The sequence below is a fragment of the Chrysiogenes arsenatis DSM 11915 genome (assembly GCF_000469585.1).
Classification (GTDB): Bacteria; Chrysiogenota; Chrysiogenetes; order Chrysiogenales; family Chrysiogenaceae; genus Chrysiogenes; species Chrysiogenes arsenatis.
The window spans coordinates 266,687-287,883 of sequence record NZ_AWNK01000001.1 but is presented as its reverse complement, the minus strand read 5'-3'; the positions used below and the strand labels follow the sequence as shown (position 1 = coordinate 287,883).

At 49.5% G+C, this 21,197-nt stretch carries 19 protein-coding genes; 3 read left to right on the top strand and 16 right to left on the bottom strand.

Annotation, left to right across the window (positions count from 1 at the left end):
• Positions 1-10: 10 nt before the first annotated feature.
• A complete protein-coding gene (locus tag P304_RS0101235) occupies positions 11-1,330 on the bottom strand; it encodes a hemolysin family protein (protein WP_027389062.1) in 1,320 nt (439 codons plus the stop codon).
• 2 nt (positions 1,331-1,332) lie between these two features.
• Positions 1,333-1,800, bottom strand: a complete 468-nt coding sequence (ybeY, locus tag P304_RS13380; RefSeq protein ID WP_051321296.1) for an rRNA maturation RNase YbeY — start codon at positions 1,798-1,800, stop codon at positions 1,333-1,335.
• A 93-nt stretch (positions 1,801-1,893) separates the two neighbouring features.
• Here ybeY and P304_RS0101225 point away from each other — a divergent pair, with 93 nt between their 5' ends.
• The gene (locus tag P304_RS0101225; protein WP_027389061.1) at positions 1,894-2,652 is read left to right on the top strand and encodes an SDR family oxidoreductase; all 759 of its coding nucleotides are present in this window, start codon (positions 1,894-1,896) and stop codon (positions 2,650-2,652) included.
• An 8-nt stretch (positions 2,653-2,660) separates the two neighbouring features.
• Here the strand turns inward: P304_RS0101225 and hisIE are convergent, their stop codons facing one another.
• Positions 2,661-3,314, bottom strand: a complete 654-nt coding sequence (gene hisIE, locus P304_RS0101220; protein WP_034763490.1) for a bifunctional phosphoribosyl-AMP cyclohydrolase/phosphoribosyl-ATP diphosphatase HisIE — start codon at positions 3,312-3,314, stop codon at positions 2,661-2,663.
• Positions 3,315-3,494: 180 nt separating this feature from the next.
• On the opposite strand from hisIE, the gene P304_RS0101215 reads away from it, so the two are divergent.
• Together P304_RS0101215 and P304_RS15840 are read left to right on the top strand one after the other, a co-directional pair.
• Entirely contained in the window at positions 3,495-4,160 is a 666-nt protein-coding gene (locus tag P304_RS0101215) for a Bax inhibitor-1/YccA family protein (protein WP_027389059.1), read from the top strand.
• Between the two features lie 212 nt (positions 4,161-4,372).
• Positions 4,373-5,785 (top strand): L,D-transpeptidase Cds6 family protein, encoded by a 1,413-nt coding sequence (locus tag P304_RS15840; RefSeq protein WP_051321295.1) that lies wholly within the window; start codon positions 4,373-4,375, stop codon positions 5,783-5,785.
• Positions 5,786-5,852: 67 nt separating this feature from the next.
• On the opposite strand, the gene P304_RS0101205 is transcribed toward P304_RS15840, so the two are convergent.
• The 13 genes from P304_RS0101205 to P304_RS0101145 all read right to left on the bottom strand — a co-directional run bounded on the left by P304_RS0101205 (position 5,853) and on the right by P304_RS0101145 (position 21,077).
• Positions 5,853-7,235, bottom strand: a complete 1,383-nt coding sequence (locus P304_RS0101205; RefSeq protein ID WP_027389058.1) for a thioredoxin domain-containing protein — start codon at positions 7,233-7,235, stop codon at positions 5,853-5,855.
• A gap of 3 nt (positions 7,236-7,238) precedes the next feature.
• A complete protein-coding gene (locus P304_RS0101200) occupies positions 7,239-7,580 on the bottom strand; it encodes a YraN family protein (RefSeq protein ID WP_027389057.1) in 342 nt (113 codons plus the stop codon).
• Positions 7,577-8,761: a two-component system sensor histidine kinase NtrB gene (locus tag P304_RS0101195; protein ID WP_027389056.1), complete on the bottom strand. Its 1,185-nt coding sequence runs from the start codon at positions 8,759-8,761 to the stop codon at positions 7,577-7,579. Before P304_RS0101195 ends, P304_RS0101200 begins: the two co-directional genes overlap by 4 nt.
• On the bottom strand, positions 8,758-11,784 hold the full coding sequence (locus tag P304_RS0101190) for a tetratricopeptide repeat protein (protein ID WP_027389055.1): 3,027 nt from the start codon (positions 11,782-11,784) through the stop codon (positions 8,758-8,760). The genes P304_RS0101195 and P304_RS0101190 overlap by 4 nt, the downstream gene beginning before the upstream one ends.
• A gap of 152 nt (positions 11,785-11,936) precedes the next feature.
• Positions 11,937-15,386, bottom strand: a complete 3,450-nt coding sequence (locus P304_RS0101185; RefSeq protein WP_027389054.1) for a pyruvate carboxylase — start codon at positions 15,384-15,386, stop codon at positions 11,937-11,939.
• Positions 15,387-15,557: 171 nt separating this feature from the next.
• Entirely contained in the window at positions 15,558-16,328 is a 771-nt protein-coding gene (locus tag P304_RS0101180; RefSeq protein WP_027389053.1) for a prepilin peptidase, read from the bottom strand.
• The gene (locus P304_RS0101175) at positions 16,325-16,786 is read right to left on the bottom strand and encodes a hypothetical protein (protein WP_034763486.1); all 462 of its coding nucleotides are present in this window, start codon (positions 16,784-16,786) and stop codon (positions 16,325-16,327) included. Before P304_RS0101175 ends, P304_RS0101180 begins: the two co-directional genes overlap by 4 nt.
• Positions 16,787-16,845: 59 nt before the next feature.
• Complete coding sequence (gene trxA / locus P304_RS0101170) at positions 16,846-17,175, bottom strand: thioredoxin (RefSeq protein WP_027389051.1); 330 nt, start codon at positions 17,173-17,175, stop codon at positions 16,846-16,848.
• Between the two features lie 104 nt (positions 17,176-17,279).
• Positions 17,280-18,248: a class II fructose-bisphosphate aldolase gene (locus tag P304_RS0101165; protein WP_027389050.1), complete on the bottom strand. Its 969-nt coding sequence runs from the start codon at positions 18,246-18,248 to the stop codon at positions 17,280-17,282.
• 97 nt (positions 18,249-18,345) lie between these two features.
• Positions 18,346-19,644, bottom strand: a complete 1,299-nt coding sequence (locus P304_RS0101160) for a M48 family metalloprotease (protein ID WP_027389049.1) — start codon at positions 19,642-19,644, stop codon at positions 18,346-18,348.
• Positions 19,645-19,663: 19 nt separating this feature from the next.
• Complete coding sequence (gene can, locus P304_RS0101155; protein ID WP_027389048.1) at positions 19,664-20,308, bottom strand: carbonate dehydratase; 645 nt, start codon at positions 20,306-20,308, stop codon at positions 19,664-19,666.
• 188 nt (positions 20,309-20,496) lie between these two features.
• The gene (locus P304_RS0101150) at positions 20,497-20,802 is read right to left on the bottom strand and encodes a type II toxin-antitoxin system RelE/ParE family toxin (protein WP_027389047.1); all 306 of its coding nucleotides are present in this window, start codon (positions 20,800-20,802) and stop codon (positions 20,497-20,499) included.
• Complete coding sequence (locus P304_RS0101145; protein WP_027389046.1) at positions 20,790-21,077, bottom strand: CopG family ribbon-helix-helix protein; 288 nt, start codon at positions 21,075-21,077, stop codon at positions 20,790-20,792. The genes P304_RS0101150 and P304_RS0101145 overlap by 13 nt, the downstream gene beginning before the upstream one ends.
• Between the last annotated feature and the right edge of the window lie 120 nt (positions 21,078-21,197).

Genomic DNA, 21,197 nt, shown 5'->3' with positions numbered 1-21,197 from the left:
GATCCTTTATCTAATCTTCTCTGAGTGGGTCGGGCAGAAGGCACTCACTGGTATCTTTACGGCAGAAGAGGAGCATCTTGATTTTGCGCTCATCCACTTCTTCAACAATAAATTCAAAATCGCCATAGATAAAATGCTGCCCTTTGTGGGGGAGTCCGTCGTTGATGGTCGTAATCAAACCGCCGACACTGTCGAAGTCGCCATCTTTTTCGAGCGGGTGCTCAAATTCTTCCAAATCGAAAAAGGCCTTGAAATCGTCGATATTAATGCGTGGGTCAATCGTCCAGTTGTTGCCGTCGATCTCTTTAATAAGGTCTTTCTCGCGGATGTCATATTCGTCACGAATTTCGCCAACTATTTCTTCCAGAAGGTCTTCCATAGAAACAATGCCGCTAAACGACCCGTATTCATCAACCACGAGAGCGAAGTGGAAGCGCTTCTCTTTAAATTCCTGGAACAGTGCGTCGACTTTTTTGACTTCTGGAACGTAGATGGGTTTGCGCAAAAGCTTTTCAATACTAAAATCTTTCACCGGAGTACCATCACGCAATACTTTCAAAAGATCTTTCGCAAAAAGAATACCAACGATATTATCGTCGGAACCGCGAAAAATTGGGATGCGTGAGTGGCCGCGTTCAATGATGCGGCTGACAATCTCGTTAAAAGGCAGATCAGCACTCAGCATAAATACATGGGGTTTGGGGAGCATGACTTCTTTGACAATCGTGGCGCTGAACTCGAAGATTGACGAAAGCATGTCTGACTTATCCATATGAATCACGCCCTCTTCAGAGCTGGCGTTGATGATGTATTCAATTTCCTCTTCGGTGATGCCAGGGCCATAGTGCTCGGTTTTACCACCACTCAAAGAAATAAATGTTGTGGTGAGCCACGTAAAGAAAAGTACCAGTGGGTATAAGGTAAAATAGATTACCAACAGAAATTTAATTGCAGGAAGTGCGAGTCTTTCAGCGTTATGTTTTGCGAATGTTTTGGGGATAAGCTCGCCAATAACAAGGATAATAAGTGTCATTATCCCGGTGGCGATACCAATACCAACGCTACCAAAAAGATCAATTGCCACACCCGTTGCAACGGCGGAACCAAGAATATTCACCAGATTATTTCCGATGAGAATAGTCGTCAGGATACGATTGGGGTGCCGCAACCATATCCTAAGGGCGTTGGCACGTCCGTTTGATACTTCTATAATATGGCGACATTTCAGCGTACTGAGCGAGGTAAGAGCCGTCTCACTCCCAGAAAACATTCCCGAAAAAATCAAGCAAAGAAAAAGGATGATCGATTCAAAGTATAAGGCACTTTCCATGATTATTGCACCGTCGGTGTTGTTTGGTTGGATTCGACGAGTTTGAGCAATTGCGTTTCGAGTTCGCGCATGCGTTGCTCATCTTCCAGTGAAGTTTCGTGGTCGTAGCCAAACACGTGGAGGATTCCGTGGATTACCATAAATTCGAGTTCCTGCTGATAACTTACGCCATGCGTGACGCTATTTTCCCGAACGCGGGGGAGCGAAATAGCAATATCGCCGATTTCAACTTCTTCGGCCAGTGGCGGAATGGCGTCGGCGTCAAAATACGCAAAGCTCAGAACGTCAGTCGGGGTGTCTTTGTGGCGGAAGTCGCGGTTGATCTGCTGAATGCGCGCGTCGTCGCAGAGGAGAAAATTAACGGAAAAACGAGCATCTGGAGCAAGGTGCTGGATCACCTGCTGCGCGGTACGTGTGACGATGGTGCACGAGGATGGATCGTCACACGTGTCGTCGATGTTGACTTGCATGAAAACCTCTGAAAAATTTTATAAAAGCAGGTATGTTCATATACCAAAACACAAAAAGGTTGCAATCAAAATCGTGCGGAGCGGAGTGACGAAATGGAACACAAAAATGGAGCGATTATCACAGGTGGAAGTGAACGTCTGGGGCGTGAAATGGCGTGTGCTTTGGCAAAGCGGGGATACGCGGTAGCGTGCAGTTGGCGGAGCAATCAACATGGTGCGGAAGAGACGGTTGCTCTCATCGAAAGAGCGGGCGGGAAAGCGATTTCATTTCAGTGGGATGCCGCCGCAGTACACGGTTCACAGCAAGAGTTGTTTGAATCGCTATCGACGGCGCTGGGCGCTTCGGTTACCGTGCTGGTCAATAATGCCAGTTTCTTTGAGCCTTCGTCACTCGCAAACGTAACTTTCGCGCATGTACTGGACAATTTTCAAGTACATCTCTTCGCGCCAATGTTTCTAGGGCAGGGATTCTACCAGTTTTTGCAAGCGCACGACAGCACTGGCGGACATATGATCAACATCTGCGATCAAAGAATATACCAGTTAAGTAAGACGCGCGCGGCGTATGAGCTGAGCAAAAAAAGCTTGGCTGAATTCACCCGCATGGCGGCTCTCACTTTTGCCGACCGGATGCGGGTGAACTCGATTTCGCCAGGACCTATTTTACGAGCCACCACAGAAAGCGACGAAGAGTTTCGTCGCTTGATTGAACGCTACACACCACTTGGACGCCAAGGATCAGCACAGCATTGTGTCGCTGCACTGGAGTTTTTACTGCAGTGTGATTTTATTCATGGAAGCGATATTCCGGTTGATGGCGGCGAGCATTTAGTGGGTCGTGCGAATGCCTGAAACAGCGCTTATGGCTGGCGACTTGCTTTTTCGGCAATGCCGCTGGTACCGAAGCGGCGCGCCAGTTCGTCTTTCACGGCACTGAACGAAATCCCCTTGTCAGCCAGTGCGATAGCAAGGTGAAACACGACATCAGCCGCTTCGGCAATCATTTTATTGGCGTCGTTATCCTTCACGGCACAGACGAATTCCACTGCTTCTTCGCCAATTTTTTTGAGTTGCGTGTCTTCCCCTTTTTCAAACAACGATTTGACGTACGAAGAACCGCTGCTGGCATGACGACGGTTTTCTATTACCTCGTCAAGACGGTCGAGGACAGAAAAAACTACGTTTCCCGGCTGTACGATATCAAAAAAACAGCTGCGCGCACCGGTATGGCAAGCAACCCCTTTTTGCTGGTCAATCTGGATAAGCAGGGCATCGCGGTCGCAGTCTACCCGGATTTCCTTGACCAGTTGCAGTGCGCCACTGGTTTCACCTTTGAGCCAGAGCTGCTGACGCGAGCGCGAATAGTAGTGGACGTATCCAGTCTCGAGCGTTTTGTCAACCGCTTCGCTGTTGGCAAACGCTACCATCAGAATTTCGCCAGTGCGCCATTCCTGTGCGATAACGGTGACAAGGCCACTCTTGTCATATTTCAAAGAATCTGAAAATTTCGACACGATTCACTCCTCTATATGGAAATGCGCGTGAGTGTAGCTGAGTGTGCAATTTTTGCCAAGCGTGCACCATCGCTCTCTTTTATTCACAAATACTTAACACGAAAAAAAATCCGATTTCGCTTGACAGGGGGGTGGGTTATGTAATACTTCAGCCGAGCAAAAATGCTATGGAGGTTGATAATGAATACTGGATCGACTCGGAGTATCCCTTTTCCACAATCACAGAGCGAGCTTTCGACCGATGCGTTTGTGGCCGCAACTTGGAACTATCTGAACAAAGGGCTGATGATTGCGGCTCTCGCTTCGTTGGTGCCTGTGCTCGGTGGCGTAAGCGGCGTGCTGTCGCTGGCCAGCATCGGAGCCGTTATTGTGCTTGGTCTCATGCTCGCGTTCAAGTCAGAAAACCCGTATGTGTACTATGCGTTTACGGCAGCAATGGGGTATGGTGTTGGGGTAAACGTGACATTTTACTTGACAACCATCGGACCCGGAGTGGTTTTCCAAGCGCTTCTATTGACCGCCGCGATCACCGCAGGCATGAGCATGTGGGCTATGCGGACGACGAAGGATCTTTCGCGTTTAGGATTGCCGCTGTTTGGCCTGTTGATTGCGCTGATTGTCGGGAGTCTACTGAATATTTTCTGGCTGAAAAGCTCTATGATGGAGATGGGAATATCGTTTCTTGGCGCCGGAATTTTTTCGCTTTACATTGCGTATGATATGTATCTGATTCGCAACCGCGCCTATCCGTCACCTGTGCGGGCGGCCTTTGCGGTTTTCCTTGACATCGTGAATCTGTTCTTGCACCTTTTGCGACTCCTTGCTTCGCTTTCTGGGCGCGATTAATTCTTTCTTGCTTTTTCGGATAAAATTGAGTAGTTGTAGAGACGTCGACTTTGTCGACTTGTTTTTCCTGCCTGGCCGGATGTATATCCGGCCTCTTTTCTTTTCTGCCGAACGGTTCTCGTTGCATTCGTACCTTCCTTTGATATATAACCAGCCGCATTTCTTCTTGCTGCACTGTGGTGCACGAAAATCTACTCTTTTGTGGGATGTGTATGACTGTCCGGATCTATTCACTGCTCATCGCTTTTAGCTGTTTGTTTCTTCCGGTTACTGCCGAAGCGCGATTTTCGTCTGAGTATTGGTATCAACAAGCGTTGTTTCAGTATGGTGAAAGTAATTTTCGTGTTGCAAGTAACGCGATATCGAATGCCGTAAAAGATGGCGAGAGAGACTACAAGTATTACTATCTTGCCGCCTTAGTCGAGTTGCGTATGGAGCGCTACCAGAGTGCCATTCAGAATCTTGAACTAAGCCTGAAGCGCCTTGAAAAGGGGCGCGACCCACACAATACGCAATACAATCTGGCGTACGCCCACTGGAAAAACGGCTCATATAATGAAGCGGAATCGATTTTAGCTCAACTGGGCAGTGCTCAGGCCAAAAAGCTGGCTGGATATTTGACGATCGAAAAAGGGATACGGTTAGTGCGGGAAAATGAAGGGGAGCTTTCAGAGCGCAAGCAGACGCTTGTGGCTGAGTTGCTTTCTCTCTATGAGTCAGAACGCAATCAGATGAATTTCATCGACGATGCTCTTGCGATTGACATGCCACTGATTGGTTCTGAGCGTTTTCCGGTGGCCGTTGTTGATATGCCGGAAGGGGAAAAATTCTTTTGGACGGCCAAGAGTGAGCGGATTACCTATTTGATCCGCTATAGTAAAAATACTCCGGAAATTCTTGGCGCTTACCACTCGGATACCGGTAAAGAGCCGGGCGAAAAGAAGGTACAAGGCGATAACCGCACCCCGACAGGCGTCTACTTTCCGGTAAAGAAACTCCCTTCATCGGCACTGCCGCAAAAATACGGGGTCTATGCCTTCCCGATTAACTATCCGAATGCGATTGACGTATCGCTTGGGAAAACCGGTAATGGTATCTGGCTGCACGGAATTAACGAGGAAAACAATATAACGCCTTATAATAGTGAGGGTTGTATTGTTTTTAGCAATGAAAATATATTCTTAATTTCGCGCCATATTGAATTAGGCAAAACTCCTGTAATTTTAGCCGAATCGTTCCAATACACGACTGCCACGGAACAAGGAGCGGTGCGTCAGGCACTTCATGCAACTTTGGATGCGTGGAAACGCGACTGGGAGTCGCGTGACCATGGTCGCTACATGTCGCACTATTCACGGAAATTCGCTGTCGACCAGTATAATTATGATTCGTGGAACAGCTATAAAGAACGGGTAAATCGCGGCAAAACAATGGTGCGTGTGACGTTGGAAAATGTGCAACTGTTTCGCTACCCATCTATGGAGCATGGTAAAGAGTTGGCATTGGCGAAGTTCCGCCAACGGTACGTTTCAAATAATTACTCGGACGTAACGGATAAGCTCTTGTATTTGGTAAACGAAAAAGGGAAGTGGAAGATTCTCAGCGAAGAGACGTTTACGTTTTAACGGACAAGTACAGACAACACATATAAAAATCCCGGTCGCACGAAAGCGTCCGGGATTTTTTTTGATTTTACCTGCCAATAAATAACAATTCGCGTCCATAGCAGTATCGTTGCGCACCGAAGCTGGCAAAGGCATTCTGCATGAAGATTTGGAGTGTTTGATTGCGGTAGGTGGTGATATTTTCTCCCATCGTGCCATCACGATAGAGGCGGCAAGCGTGTGCAAAAAGCATGTTTTCGCGCAGTGGGCAGACGGGCGGAAGTGGTTCAGAGGCCGTGTTAGTGGTTCCAAGGCAGCCACCAGCAGTACGCCACATGCTTCCAAAGCAAGGATAGAGCGCTTGCAGCCCTTTTTCGCGCCATGATTCATCATTGCAGAGGGTAGCTATTTCGGCAAACGCAATAGCCGCCGTACTTTGAACGCCCAGTAGTGGTGCGCTGTCAGAGCGATGGAGCAGTGGCGGAAAGGTTCCATTGGCCTGTTGCAAGTTGGCGAGCGTCTGCGCTATGGGGGTAATATCGTTCACGCTGAGGTCAGCAATCAGAGCGTTGCGTATCCCTTTTGCCAGCAAGGCAAGATAGCGAAAGTTGTTTTCTAGGCCGATGGCATCGGATGTTGAGTAGAAAGCAAATAACCCGTTTTCTTGATAGAAATTGGCGGTGATGCTCTGGCGCAGAGCGGTGATTGCCTGATGCGCGGGGGCGCGATCAAATTCGGAAAAATTAATGAGCGCTTCAAGGATATCGAGTTGGTCAGAGAGTTTTTTTACGCCAATGATATGTTCTTTTTCTTTGGCCAGAAAATAACCGCCGAGTTCCGGATCCCACAACGTTGCGGTCAGCACATTCAGACAGGTTCCGGCAAGTTCGCTGATAGATTCGTCCTGCCGTGCATTGCCCAGCTCGACGAGGAAATTAAGCATATCGCCTTGACCATACAGGGTGCTGTCCGATGCATCCATCATTGCTGGCATCGTCGAAACAAAACGGTTGGCGTCCTGAAAAAGTTGTTCGATCCCTTTTTGGGCAAAATCTTCGGGGATAGCTGGCAGATCGGCAAACAGATAGTGGGGCAGCACAACGGCGTGACCTGCCGTGTGCCCAGCGTTGATATATGTCCGGCGACATTCCAGCAGTGGGTTGTAAAGATCCTGCTCCATTTCCGGCTCTAATGTTTTGAGCACTCTGCCATGCGGTGTGATAACGACGAGGCAAGGATAGGTTCCAGAGCCAAAAATCATGTCGATATCGGGGCGCTCTTCAGCCACAACCAGCACGGGAAGGAAGTTTCTTTCGATCTCCTCAAAGGTGTACGCTTCCTGCTGATCTGGCGTTAAACGGGGATCAACGCAGCGACGATTGATTTCCGATGTAATCTGGAGGATAACTGGGCGAAGTTCGGCATCGGCGCGCCGAAGATTGTCTACATTCCACGAATGCCATGTAATCATACGTTAACCTCTGAAAGCGTCTTGGTAAAGGGTTGTTTGATTTCCATTGATGGCGACGACATCGAATCGGACATCGCCAGACCACGGGTATCTCATAAGATATGCCGCAGCGCAACGGCGCAGTCGCTCCTGTTTTTGATGGTTGACCGTATACGCAGCGCCGATTCCGCCAGCAGCGCGGTAGCGCACTTCAATAAAAACCAACACCGACCCTTCGGTAGCAATAATGTCTATTTCACCACGCCGTGAGCGAAAATTTCGCTCCACAATACCATATCCTCGCCTTTCCAGATAGCGCGCCGCCTCCTCTTCGTGCTGCGCTCCGGTCGCGCGAGTCGACTTCATTCGGAGGCACGTTCAGGGATCGGCAGCTTGATGGTAAAGCGCGTGCCGTGGCCAAGTTCTGACTCAACACGGATCACCCCCTGGTGCGCTTCGATAATGCGGTTCACAATAGAAAGGCCAAGCCCTGTCCCTTTGGCGCGGCTGGTGTAAAAGGGGATAAAGATTTTATCAAGCGTTTCCTGATTCATGCCGCAGCCATCATCGGACACTTCAAGTAAGGTATGGTTCTCTTCGGCATAGACACGTATGGCGACAGCACCATCCCCTTCGATAGCATTCATCGCATTTTGCAGCAGGTTCAGGAGTACTTGATTGAGGAGGTCGAAGTCGCCATAAAGAGGTGTTCCTGGCGTGATGGTGTGGGTCAGGTTGATATGTCGCCGATGTTTCAGATGCTCGCAAAACGTTAGCACCTCGTTTACCAGTTCTTGCGGGTCAATCAACTCTTTGCTCAGGCTGACATTGCGGGTAAATAAAAGCAGGTTGCTGATGACAGTGTTGAGGTTGCGTACCCCACTGACGATGTTGGTGGCGAGTTGTTGTTTTTCAGGTTCCTGCTCAAGATCGCGCCGCAAGAGCGAAGCAAAAAGCTCGATAGAGCCAAGTGGGTTGCGAATTTCATGGGCAATATTGGCCGCCATTTCCCCCATGGCGGTGAGTTTTTCGTTGCGCTTGGCCTGTTGTTCCAGTTCTATGATGCGCGTCATATCGCGAAAAAATAAAATGCCGCCCGCATCTTCTTCCAGTGGCGTCAGACTGTATTCGATAACTTTTTTTGCACCACTACGCAGGTGAAGGGTGGCGGTTCGTGAAAAGTCTTTCAGTGTTTGGTGGGCGATGTTGCCTTCGGTGCGAGTCAGATCGTGAAATTCGGGTAAGTCGCTTATCGCAGTACCAACGACCTGTTCAGGCGTAAGCCCAGTCATATCGCCAGCGGCACGGTTGATCAACGTAATGATTCCTTGGCTATCGACGCTGATAACACCGTTGGAAATGCTTTGCAGGATATTCGTCAGGTAGCGGTTTTTGGCATCAAGGGCGATATTGAGCGATGCCACTTCTTCTTCGAGCTTTTGGTAGGAAGCACTGAGTCGAGCTGATTGCTCGTTAAAGTACTCCATTGCACGCATTAACTCTTGAATGTCGATGGGAGTCGTAGCGCCTTCTGGTGATGTGCTCATGGGGCGTTTCTCCTCACGCGGTTACGCCACGCAAAATCGTCAATCTCTTGCTTGGCGCGCAGCCCGTACACCCCGGTTGGGTCAAGTTCAAAAATCCGTTGGTAGACTTGTTGTGCTTCAGCGGTTTTTCCTGTTTGTTTCAGGGCGGTCGCTTCTTTTTCTAGAAAGAAGAGGCGGTCGTTGGTATCACTGGCCATTTGTGCTTGGGCACGGGCAAGGCTAATCGTATCTTGACGGTTTTCCGTCGAGTCATACAGCGTGAGCAGTTGCTTGGCCGCATTCGTTTGCACTCGGTCGGGCGTGTCGCTACCGACAATCATAGCGAACTGTTCTATTGCTTCGGGATATGTCCCGTTGCGGGTCATTATTTCCGCTGCTTTTAAGCGCAATGCACGCCCTTCATCTCCCACCAGTTTATCGGCTCCCTGCAAGTAGGTGGTCAGTGCCTCGTCAGGTCGATTCGTTTGTTGGTAGGCTTGGGCAAGCACTTCATATGCTTCGGGCAATAAGATGCCATTCTGGCGCCGTGGGGCGAGTATTGAGATAAGGCGATCGTATTGCTTTAGTCCCCAATAATTCAGGGCGCGTAAATCGTCGAGCTGTGGGTCATAGGCACTCGGGAGTTTGGCATCCATATCGTTGATATGTTCTAGGCCGCGATCATAGAAACCAAGGCGGCTGTAGCTTTGCGCGGCCATTTTTCCGGCATAAAAATACTCTTCGGGATCTTCTTGAAGGTATTGATCGTAGATGCCGAACTGGTCAATGGCTTCGGGATAGTTGCTGGCGGTATAGGCGGCGAAGACATTGGCTTTGCCTGCATTGATCAGGAAATCACGCGAAACAGAAGCGTATGGGGTGTGGGCGTGCTGTGAAAAAATAGTATCGAAGTAGCCAGATCCATCTTGATAGTTGCCGTTATTAAAGAGGAATTCGCCTTGCTTAAACAAGGCCATGACTTTCAAGTCACGGAATTGTGCGGCTAAATATCCTTCGGGGAAACGTTCAATGGCGTTGTTGATGCGACGAAGTGCATCCTGGAATCGCAGATCGCGTATCTCTTGTTCGGCAAGATTCAGGGTAAGTTCGCGCAGAGTGCGCTCGGCAGAGTCGCTGTGAGCGCCAGTTGGGTAGAGCGCTAATTGCTGGTCAAGGTGCGCCAGCGCGCGATATGGATCTTCTGTTTGGAGATTGAGACCCATATTGTAGTGCGATTTTTCCGCCAGCGCTTGAGCTTTGCGGTAGATGTCGCTCTCTTCTTCGCCAAGGTAGCTTTGCACTAACATGTCAGCGAGCATATAGCTGTTGTGCGCCTCGCCCCTGTTCGCGGCGGCCACAGCCTTTTCGTAGAGCGCTTCATCACGCAATGCCGTTGCTTCGTTTTTGTACGGTGAGTCGGGGTAGAATTGAATGATTTCGCCCACGTGAGCAATAGCGTTATCGTATTCTCCAGTTTTCACTTCGGCTCGTGCTGTCCGCATGAGGATGCTATCTCGCAGTTCTGCACCGTGCAGGCCAAGGTCGACGATGGCAAAAAGCCCCAACGCCCCTTCGTAATCGCCACTATCGTGCAAGATGTCACCATGAATAAGTTGCGCTTTTGACGCCGTAATCTGTTCCGAAAAACGTCCAGTCAGTTCGCTGATATAGACTTGAGCAACCTGCGGATTGCCGGCTTCTTTCAGTACTTCGACGAGGTGAAGCAGCGCCTCAGGTACCTCAGGAGCATCCGGAAAGATATTGATGACTTTTGAGTAGACGTGTGCGGCCTGCTCCAGTTTGCCACTCCCTTGGAAAGCTCGCCCGACACTGAGCATGTACGCGGCATCGTAAAGGGTAAATTCAGGATATTCCTGCTGCATTTGTTCAAAATAGCGGGTGCTTTTTTCAAATTCCCCCAACGCATAATGAATTTTTGCAAGCTGTTGTTGTGCCTCAATGCGCCAGTTATCTTCCGAGTAGTCGCTGAGGATTTTTTCGAGTATTTCGATCGCCCCTTTGGAGTCATTATCGGCCATGTTTAACCGTGCAATCGCTAGCCTCGCTGGCCCAGCGTATTCACTCATGCCGTAGAACTCGGCAATTGCTTCATAGTGATATTTCGCTTCGTAGAGCAGTCCAAGATCTTCATAGGCGCGAGCAATGCCAAATTCGGCCATCGGCACAAAGCTACTGTCGGGATATAACTCCATTGCTTTTTGATAAATGGTAATCGCGTCTTGGTATTGGACAGCGACTGGAACTTGCGGGATATTGCGGTAGCATTCGCCAAGGAGGAAGGTGGCTTCTTCGACGAGGGGCGATTCGGGAGAGTTGCGGATGATGCTGAGAAAATGCTCGAGCGCTTCTTTGTAGTTCCCTTCGCTTAGGCTCGCTTGACCGCGCCGCAGACTGATGGCATCTGGCGTGTTCAGCCCTTTTTGCCGATCATCGGCGCGATACGGGTTAATGATGCCGCGGCTTGAATCCTGCAATTCGAGTTGGCGCAATTCGTCACGGCTGAGTTGGGTAGGGATGGTTGCCTCGGTCGTTGCGGCACTTGTTGTTGCTGCCGTGGTGCGCGATGGGAGTACAAATTCACGACCGAGCGCTTGCAGCAGGTTATTCATATTGCGCTCAACTTCCGCAACCCGCTCCTGCTCGCTTTCAAAAACAATCTGAACCACGAACGGATCACTGCGGAAAGTGTCCTGAATGGTTACGGGGGTTTGTTTGAGGTGAATAATGAGTTTGCCGGAGTCATTCGTAATGTGACTCACGATTTGGGCGTTCGGAAGGGAGATTTGCGTGGTATCGCCAAAGTCGACGATAAAATCAGGAAATTCAATGACCGCCTTATTGACGATGGTGTAATCCAGTACGTTGTATGGAACGGGTTCTGGAAGTGTCAGGGAGATAACTTCACGCATAAAGCCTTGTGGGGCAGTGGTGTCAACCCGAAAGCTGATGCCGCCAGCCCACGATACAAATGGGAGAGTGCAGATGAGGATCGCGATAATGGTGCGGGTGCGATATCTTCCCATAATTAAAGAGGTCAACCCCCAAGCGGTGATATGGCTACGGTATACCACAACCGTGGGCACATGTGAACCAATTGAGTGGTCATACTTCTTCTAAATAACAAACGCAAAAAGGGCGATTTGCCGCAGCAAACCGCCCCTTGTTGTGCGTTGTTTTACTCGACGATGGCGAGCAAGTCTCCCGCATCTACAACTTCGCCCTCTTTGACAAGCAGTTTCACCACCTTGCCAGCTTTGGCAGCGGAAACCTTCGTCTCCATTTTCATCGCTTCCGTTACAATAACCGCTTGGTCTTTTTTGACAGCATCGCCCTCTTTTGCCAAGAGTTTAAAGACTTTTCCCGGCATTGAAGCGGCAAGGTGCGCGGGGTTGTCTAGGTCAGCCTTTTCGCGTGTCACGACACTTTTCGATGCTTCGACATCTTTGACGTGAACCGTTCTGGTGACGCCGTTGAGTTCGAAGGTAACAGGACGTGCCCCTTTTTCGTTGACTTCGCCCACGGCAACCAATTTCATAACCAGCGTTTTCCCTTCCTGGATCACGATCTCTTTTTGCTCGCCAATTTCGAGTCCGTAGAAGAACGTTGGAGTATCGAGCACGCTGACATCGCCGTAGGCGTCGAGTAGCTTATAATAATCTTCAATGACGCGTGGGTAGAGTACATAGCTCACGGCATCTTCATCGTTGGCTTTGATGCCGAATTTCTTTTCGAGTTGCAGTCGAGCCGCTTCAAGATCAACAGGCTCAAGAAGTTCGCCCGGACGGCAGGTGATCGGTTCTTCCCCTTTGAGAACAACGGCTTTTAGATCTTCAGGGAAGCCACCCATCGGCTGTCCCATCATCCCTTTAAAGTAGGAAACGGCACTATCCGGGAAGCCGAGTTTCGCCCCTTTCTCGACCAACTCATCTTTGGTTTCGATATTGTTGCGCACCATAAAGAGCGCCAAATCCCCAACGGTTTTTGATGATGGCGTTACTTTCACGATATCGCCGAGGATCATGTTCACCTGAGCGTATTTCTTTTTGATATCGTCAAACCGTTCGCCAAGTCCCATGGAAATAGCTTGTGGGCGGAGGTTTGAGTATTGCCCGCCGGGGATTTCGTGCTCGTACACTTCGGCGTTCCCAGCTTTCAGGCCGCTTTCAAATGGCGCGTAGTAGTCGCGGATGATTTCGAAGTAGTTCGAGAGCTTTTGCGCTCCTTCGATGTCAATTTTCGGATCGCGTTCATGTCCTTGCAGAGCGTAGAGTATGGCGTTCAGCGAAGGCTGACTGGTGAGTTCGGCCATCGAAGCGAGTGCCAGATCGACCGCATCAACTCCGGCTTCAGCCGCTTTCATAATGGTCGCTACGCCGTTACCGCTCGTGTCATGCGTGTGGAAGTGAATCGGAATCGAAATGGCATCTTTAAGTGCCTTAACAAGCTCCGTCGCGGCGTATGGCTTTAAAAGACCCGCCATGTCTTTAATGCCAAGAACGTGCGCCCCCATTTTTTCCAATTCTTTGGCCATATTGACGTAGTATTTCAGGTCGTACTTTGTCCGTTTTTTATCGAGAATATCGCCGGTATAGCAGACGCACGCTTCAGCAATCTTATTTTGCTTGCCCACTTCTTCGATAGCTATTTTCATGCCGTCAAGCCAGTTCAGCGAGTCAAAAATGCGGTAGATGTCCATCCCTTCGCGGGCGCTGACGCGGATGAATTCGCGCACGACGTTATCAGGATAGTTGGTGTACCCAACGGCATTTGCACCACGCAGCAGCATCTGAAAGAGCGTGTTCGGGACTGCTTCACGCATTTGGCGTAAGCGATCCCATGGCGATTCGTGCAAGAACCGGTAGGCTACGTCAAATGTTGCGCCACCCCACATTTCGTAGCTGAACATATTTGGCATAAGTGCTGCCGCTGCCCGCGAAACTTTCATCATATCTTTGGTGCGCATCCGCGTGGCAAACAGCGATTGGTGGGCGTCGCGCATGGTGGTGTCGGTAATCAGGAGTTGTTTTTGTTCGAGCATCCACTTTGCCAGCCCAGCCGGGCCACGCTCGTCCAAGATCTGCTTGGTGCCAGGGATAATTTGCGCTGCCTTCACTTTTACGATATCCGGCTCAAAGAACACAACGCCTTGTGGTTTTCCTTTGGGTATCCCTTCGGTTCCATTCACGACTACATTGCCGATGAAGCTCAGCAATTTTGTGGCGCGGTCTTTTTTCTCGCGGAATTGGAAGAGGTGTGGGTTACTTTCGATATAGGAAGTGTCGGTTTTTCCCGCAAGGAAGCAGGGGTCGGTTACGACATTTTCCATGAAGGCGATGTTGGTTTTTACACCGCGAATCCGGAATTCTTTCAGGGCACGGTTCATTTTCAACGCAGCTTTTTTGTGTGTCTTGCCCCACGTGGTAACTTTGACGAGGAGCGAATCGTAGTGCGGCGAAATAATCGCCCCTTCGAAGGCGTTCCCAGCATCAAGACGAACGCCGAAGCCATACGCACTGCGGTACGCTGTGATGCGCCCGGTATCGGGAAGAAAGTTGTTTGCCGGATCTTCGGTGGTCACGCGGCACTGAATGGCGTAGCCGTGGAGTGATATATCCATTTGGCTCTTCATGCCAATTTCGGTCGAATCAAGGCTGCTTCCGCGCGCGATATTGATTTGTGCCTGCACCAGATCCCAACCGGTTACCATTTCCGTCACGGTATGTTCAACCTGAATGCGCGGGTTCATTTCGATAAAGTAATGCTTCCCCTCTTGGTCAACCAGAAATTCGACCGTGCCCGCGTTAATGTAGCCAATGTTTTTGGCGAGTTTGACGGCGTCATCACAGATTTCTTTGCGTTGCATATCGCTCAGGGTCAAACTGGGAGCAGTTTCGATAACTTTTTGGTGGCGGCGCTGAATCGAGCAGTCGCGCTCATAGAGGTGAACAATATTGCCGTAATCGTCACCCAGGATTTGTACTTCGATATGTTTTGGTTTTTCGAGAAGTTTTTCGAGAAAGACAGAGTCGGAGCCAAATGCTTTGAGTGCCTCGGAGCGAGCAGATTCGATGCCGGAAATCAGTTCGTCTTTGTTGCGGGCGATCCGCATGCCGCGCCCACCGCCACCAGCTGCCGCTTTAATCATAATGGGGTAGCCAGACTTTTTCGCGAAAAGCAACGCGTCTTGTTCAGTTTTGATCGGCTCTTCTGTGCCGGGGATGACGGGTAGTCCTGCTTTGACAGCCATAACTTTCGCTTCAACCTTATCGCCCATGCACTGAATGGTGGCTGCCGAAGGGCCAATGAATTTAATTCCTTCGTCTTCGCAACGCTTGGCAAAAACGGCATTTTCGGCAAGGAACCCATATCCGGGATGAATCGCGTCAATCTTTTTTTCGATCGCCAGCGAGATAATCCCTTCGATGTCGAGGTACGCGCCGATAGGATCTTTCCCTTTGCCGATCAGATATGCTTCGTCAGCCTTATAACGATGGAGGCTCAGGAGATCTTCTTGAGAGTATATGGCGATGGTTTCCAAGCCGAGTTCAGTACAGGCACGAAAAACGCGAATCGCTATTTCGCCACGATTGGCAACCAGTACTCGCTTAATGGGACGACGTTTCATAAAACCCCCTTTGGATATAAATCGCATTCAACGATGGGGGTATCCTAGAAGAGCTGAGCGCTTTTTGTCAACATTGAATGGTGATTTTTGACATTTGAACTGCGAAATTGTGCATTTGAAATGCAAGTGGGCGGGATCGTGAATAGTTAAAATAACGTTTTAAATGACATTTTATTGCCACTGTAGGAGGCCAATAATGGCTCCAGCAGCAAGGAAAGGCCCAAACGGTATTTTAAGTTGCAGCGAAAATGTCCGCAGTTTCAGCATGTAGAGTCCAGCGGCAACTAATCCCAATACCGACCCGCCGAAAATAGAGAGGAAAACCGTCGGAATGTCACTGAATGCACCAATCATGGCCATCATTTTCACGTCACCCAATCCCAGCGCCTCGATACGGCGCACATAGAGATAAAAAAGGTAAATTGCCAGCAAGACCCCGCCACCCACCAATGCGGCGGGAATGGCAATCCCCAGTCGCCCTTGCCACCACGCCAGTCCAAGCCCGACGACGAGACCGCCAAGGCTGAAAATGTCAGGGATGATGCCTTCGTTTTCTTCATCATCAAGTGCGACAAAAAGATCAACGCCGGCACACGCAAGGAGAAAGAAAAGAAAAATAGCAGCGCGAATCAGAAGGTCAGAGTTACTCCAAAACTGCCATGCCAGCATGCCATAGGCGGCAGCAACGGCAAGTTCGAACAGTGGGTATCGACAGGGGATTGGCACGCTACAAGAGCGGCATTTTCCTTTAGCAAAGAGGTATCCGAAAACAGGAATATTCAACCATGGTGGAATGGAGGCATCACAAGCTGGACAGCGCGAAGGTGGCCACCACAAGCTGATTCCGCGCGGGATACGGTAGAAGGCCGCCATCAAAAAACTCCCCAGCGCTGCGCCGAGAAGCGTGAGGGTTATAATGAGAAAAAGTGTCTCTTGGCTCATTGGTATATGCGCTCCACTATTGTAAAATCTCCATCGACTCGCAGTATGACTGGCGTTTTTTCGATACGCATGGTGTTGCGAAAACTTTCGATCATGGCTCCCGTGCCGATAAGCACCTGACACGACCCCGTGGCGTTGCCATACGTGGCCTGAAAAGAAGGTATATCGGAAAAATTTGTTGGAATGAGTAATGTCAATTCGTCAGTGGAGCGTTGCTGGCAGTGGTTAAGGAGTGCTGGGGTGATGTTGCCAAGGAATAGCTCAAAGTTCTGCCCAAGGAAACGGACGAAATGAACTTGTTCTCCATTGAGTGAGTAAAAATAGATGCTGGGGGGGAGTGTCTTGGGGATGGCCGCTTGGCCGAGTCGATAGCTGTAAAGCTGATGGAACGCAATCGCAACGAGCAGCATGACGAAGGCACTTTTGAGATTGAGCTGGCTGAGTGCCCGAAAAATCACGTTTCCTCCCTGTGTATAAAAAAAGGCTTCCCGCAGAGGCGGAAAGCCTTTTGGAAAGATCAAATATGCTTCGTGATTAATGCTGCTAGCGCTTCTTTTGACTGGACGCCAACCGCTTGATCAACCATTTGCCCACCCTTGAAGATCATCATGGTCGGGATGCTGCGGATCCCATACTTGGCGCTTATGGTACTATTTTCGTCAACGTTGACTTTGCCGACTTTCGCTTTGCCTGCAAAATCGGCGGCGAGGCCGTCAATCGTTGGAGCGAGCATCCGGCATGGCGCACACCATGTTGCCCAGAAATCAACTAGCACGGGCACATCTGCACCAAGAACATCTACTTCAAAATTAGCATCGGTAAATTCGAGAACATTCTCCGCGGCCATACTCTACTCCTTTGTGTAATTGGGTATATAGAAAGCGTGTTACTTTCAGTTCCTAATGAACGAGTGTAGCGAAAGGGTCAAAAGGTTGTCAACGCTATTATCGGTCAAATTCGATTTGCTGAGCCGAGGACATTTTCATTCTTATGGACGATGACACTTCTCAGGGCTTCTCTGGCTTTTGCAAGGTATTTGCGCGGATCAAAATTTTTCGGATCTTTAATGAGCGCCTCGCGTATTTTCGCGGTGAAGGCCAAACGGCCATCAGAGTCGATGTTAATCTTACAAACAGCCGAAGCCGCTGCGCGGCGCAGTTGTTCTTCGGGCACGCCAACCGCGCCGATAAGGTCGCCACCATAATGGTTGATCATATCGACATATTCCGGCATGACGGAGCTGGCGCCATGCAACACAATCGGGAAACCAGGGATGCGCCGTTCAATCTCTTCCAGAATATCAAAACGTAATGGAGGGATAGGCTCATTGGGCTTAAACTTGAAAGCTCCATGGCTGGTGCCAATCGAAATAGCCAACGAGTCAACGCCAGTATTTTTCACAAATGTTTCGACTTCTTCTGGTTTTGTGTAATGACTTACCGCATGGGAAACCTCATCTTCAATCCCCGCGAGGACGCCAAGCTCCCCTTCAACCGTCACGTCATGCTTGTGGGCGTATTCCACCACGCGACGCGTTAATTCCATATTTTCTTCAAACGGCAAGTGCGAACCATCGATCATAACGCTGGAAAATCCTGTTTCAATACAGCTAACACAGAGCTCGTACGAGTCACCATGATCAAGGTGGAGTGCAATTGGGATTTCGACGCCTGCCTCCTTGGTAATTTCGACTGCGCCCATCGCCATGCAGCGCAGAAGCGTTGCGTTGGCGTACTCTCTCGCCCCTTTTGAAACCTGAAGAATAACCGGCGAGCGCGAATCGATACAGCCCAGTACAATAGCTTGCAACTGCTCTAAATTGTTGAAGTTATAGGCTGGTATGGCATATTTTCCTGCCATAGCATCCTGAAACATTTTCCGCGTGTTCTGAAGCCCAAGTGTTTTGTAGCTCACTGGCATACGTACTCCTCCTCACATGAAACATAGTGGGCGCAGGATACCACAAGCGAAGAATCAAAAGCGAGATAGGAAAGTAGCACGGCACAGGAAAAGCTGATTACAGTCTCCACTGCGCCAAACGATTTTGCGCATGCTGCCCATACTCGCCGCTGCCGCCTTTTTGCAGGTAGTCGCGATATTTTTGAGCGGCTTCAGTGCGGCGATTCATCCCTTCATACGAATAGCCCTGAAAGAATATTGTGTTGGGATTGCCCGGAAGGAGTTTTTCATACGTGCTAAAGCTCTCAAGTGCCTGTTCGTATTGCTTATTGTTCATGGCGATAAAGCCAAGCAGGTTATGTCCCTGCGGTTCATTGGGGTAGAGTTCAACGGCTCGTTTGACCTGTACCGTTGCTTCGGTTGATTTTTTTTGTGCGTAATAACATTTCGCCAGTAACATGCGTGCCGTGTAGTCCGTTGGCGCCAGCTTCACCGCACGTGCATACTGCTCCTGTGCCGCATCGAGTTTTTTGGCCGCCATTTCGCGGTCACCATGCTGCATAGCTTCAATGGCTGGAGCCATTGTACGTAGAGATTTTATGTTATCCATATAGCGCTCACGATGAATCGGACGCGTGCGGTCATACCGCCCCGTGCGCACCTCTGCCACGGCGGTATCATATCGCTCACGGCTCATGGGGTGCGTCGAAAAAAGGAGATCTATTTGTGAACGGTCGGAGCTGCCAGAAAGGTCATTTAACATGGACATCAGGTCGATAAACCCTTCTGGACTATACCCACTGCGCGTGGAATATTCTAGACCAAGCGAATCAGCTTCGCGCTCCTGATCGCGACTATAGCTCGCCAGTAATACCCCTGCGCCGATCGCACCGAGTCCGCCCACCAGTTCACGTGTGCGACCATCCTGAATGGCGATGGAAAGTCCAGCAACGGCTAAATTGGCGAGCATGCTGCGGCTCATCCGTTGTGCGGTATGGCGCGAAGCAACATGACCAAGCTCATGGCCGATCAGCGCACCCAATTCTGCTTCATTTTCCATTTTCAGCAAAATACCGCGAGTGATTCCAACGGTTCCGCCAGGAAACGCGTACGCATTGATATAGGTAGCGTTGACACACGTAAAGCTGTACGGCATTTCGGGACGGTGCGTGATCGGAGTCATCGCGGTGCCAACCCCCGCAATGTAGGCTGCCAACGCTTTATCTTGCACGGCACCATAATCGGCAGAAAACTGGTGCGGAGCGTTTTCGCGATCAATATTCACTTCTTGCGCGGGAGAAAGGAGCAAAAATTCACTTTTGCCCGTCACGGGGTTTGTGGCACAACCCGTCAGTGCTCCGGCAGCCAATGTGCCAGCGGAAACATGCAGAAAGCGGCGGCGTGAAAGAGTCATCATGTGGCACCTATGACAATTGTTAGGGAAGTTTTATCTGCGTCAAATGAAATACGCTATCAATCTGATCAAGTGCAGAAACAGTTACATTGTGATCGACAATCAGACCATCTTCAACGTGATAGAGCCAACCATGCACATGGAGCGGCTGCTTGCGCTCCCACGCATTCTGCACAATGCTTGTGTGGCAGACATTCGCCACTTGTTCAATAACGTTGAGTTCACAGAGGCGGTCTTGGCGTTCGCGAAGATTTTCTATCGCCTCAAGTTCGGTGCGATATTTCATGTAAATTGATTTGATTGGGCGGAGCCAGTGATCAATTAAACCATATTGCGCATTGGTCATCGCGGCATTTACACCACCGCAATTGTAGTGACCACACACAATCACATGCTCCACCTTGAGCACCTCGACAGCATATTGCAGCACCGATAAACAGTTGATGTCCGAATGGTGCACGATATTGGCCACATTGCGGTGCACGAACAGTTCGCCTGGCATCAGGCCAACAATTTCGTTTGCTGGAATACGACTATCGGAACAGCCTATCCAAAGGTAGTGTGGATTTTGTTGATTAGAAAGCGTCCGAAAGAAATCCGGGTTATCGCGTTTGATTCTTCCTGCCCACCGACGGTTATTCTCAAATAAATTCTGCAGAACATCCATGAAACACCTCGCGTACTCATTTCGAAACAGTGTTATTTTTAAAACGCAAGAATAAGCTGTTTGAAAAGCGCAAGTCAATTTGAAAGTGAAGCAAGAACAAGAAAGCCAACAAACAAAAAATAAAAAATAAGTAAAAAACTCACCCCGTTTATTGTGCTGCTCCGCAGCACGCCGCCGTCATCGGAGGCTCAGTTGCCCGAAGGCAACTGAATCTCTTGCTTTTGGTGTTTAATCGATAAAACAACTACTGCGTTTTGCTCAACGCGATAACTTGCAATAAAACCTGTTTTACCATACTCGATGACCCACTGCCTATATTCTAGTGGCATTTCATCTATGCAGCGTCCGACATACGGATGTTGTGCGATGCTTTTCAGTGATCCAATAATCTCGTGGGCTAATCGCTTCGCTGCTGCTGCATTGTGTTCGCGAATGTATTCGCGGTGATTCTCTAAGTCACGTACTGCATTCGCTGTGAGAATTAATTGTGGCATTTAGGTGCCTGTTGCTCTGATGTTTCTCCCCATGTTTCAAGCCAAGCAATTGCTTCTTCACCTGTGATGTGTTCGCCGGTTCGTTGGTATTCCTCCCAGGAATGAATAGTTGCCTGGCGAAACGCCTCTTGTTGTTCTTCTCGCTCTACATACTGCTTAATAGCCTCGCGCATTAACCAGTGGGCTGTGCGTTTTTTTACTTCAGCAATGTGCGTAAGTCGTTCACGTATTTCGTTGTCTAGTTTTAATGATACGCTTTTAGTTGCCGCTACCATCTGATACTCCTTATAAAGTAATGATTGGTATTACTTTATATTTCACGTGATTAATGTCAAACAATTATCGTTGTCCTGGATTGCTCAAATGCTGTCATCTCGAACGTATGTGAGAGATAT

Coding starts and splice junctions, on each gene's coding strand:
- P304_RS0101235 (WP_027389062.1), bottom strand. CDS start 1,330: ATGGAAAGTGCCTTATACTTTGAATCGATCATCCTTTTTCTTTGCTTG.
- ybeY (WP_051321296.1), bottom strand. CDS start 1,800: ATGCAAGTCAACATCGACGACACGTGTGACGATCCATCCTCGTGCACC.
- P304_RS0101225 (WP_027389061.1), top strand. CDS start 1,894: ATGGAACACAAAAATGGAGCGATTATCACAGGTGGAAGTGAACGTCTG.
- P304_RS0101215 (WP_027389059.1), top strand. CDS start 3,495: ATGAATACTGGATCGACTCGGAGTATCCCTTTTCCACAATCACAGAGC.
- P304_RS15840 (WP_051321295.1), top strand. CDS start 4,373: ATGACTGTCCGGATCTATTCACTGCTCATCGCTTTTAGCTGTTTGTTT.
- P304_RS0101205 (WP_027389058.1), bottom strand. CDS start 7,235: ATGATTACATGGCATTCGTGGAATGTAGACAATCTTCGGCGCGCCGAT.
- P304_RS0101200 (WP_027389057.1), bottom strand. CDS start 7,580: ATGAAGTCGACTCGCGCGACCGGAGCGCAGCACGAAGAGGAGGCGGCG.
- P304_RS0101195 (WP_027389056.1), bottom strand. CDS start 8,761: ATGAGCACATCACCAGAAGGCGCTACGACTCCCATCGACATTCAAGAG.
- P304_RS0101190 (WP_027389055.1), bottom strand. CDS start 11,784: ATGGGAAGATATCGCACCCGCACCATTATCGCGATCCTCATCTGCACT.
- P304_RS0101185 (WP_027389054.1), bottom strand. CDS start 15,386: ATGAAACGTCGTCCCATTAAGCGAGTACTGGTTGCCAATCGTGGCGAA.
- P304_RS0101180 (WP_027389053.1), bottom strand. CDS start 16,328: ATGAGCCAAGAGACACTTTTTCTCATTATAACCCTCACGCTTCTCGGC.
- trxA (WP_027389051.1), bottom strand. CDS start 17,175: ATGGCCGCGGAGAATGTTCTCGAATTTACCGATGCTAATTTTGAAGTA.
- P304_RS0101165 (WP_027389050.1), bottom strand. CDS start 18,248: ATGCCAGTGAGCTACAAAACACTTGGGCTTCAGAACACGCGGAAAATG.
- P304_RS0101160 (WP_027389049.1), bottom strand. CDS start 19,644: ATGATGACTCTTTCACGCCGCCGCTTTCTGCATGTTTCCGCTGGCACA.
- can (WP_027389048.1), bottom strand. CDS start 20,308: ATGGATGTTCTGCAGAATTTATTTGAGAATAACCGTCGGTGGGCAGGA.
- P304_RS0101150 (WP_027389047.1), bottom strand. CDS start 20,802: ATGCCACAATTAATTCTCACAGCGAATGCAGTACGTGACTTAGAGAAT.
- P304_RS0101145 (WP_027389046.1), bottom strand. CDS start 21,077: ATGGTAGCGGCAACTAAAAGCGTATCATTAAAACTAGACAACGAAATA.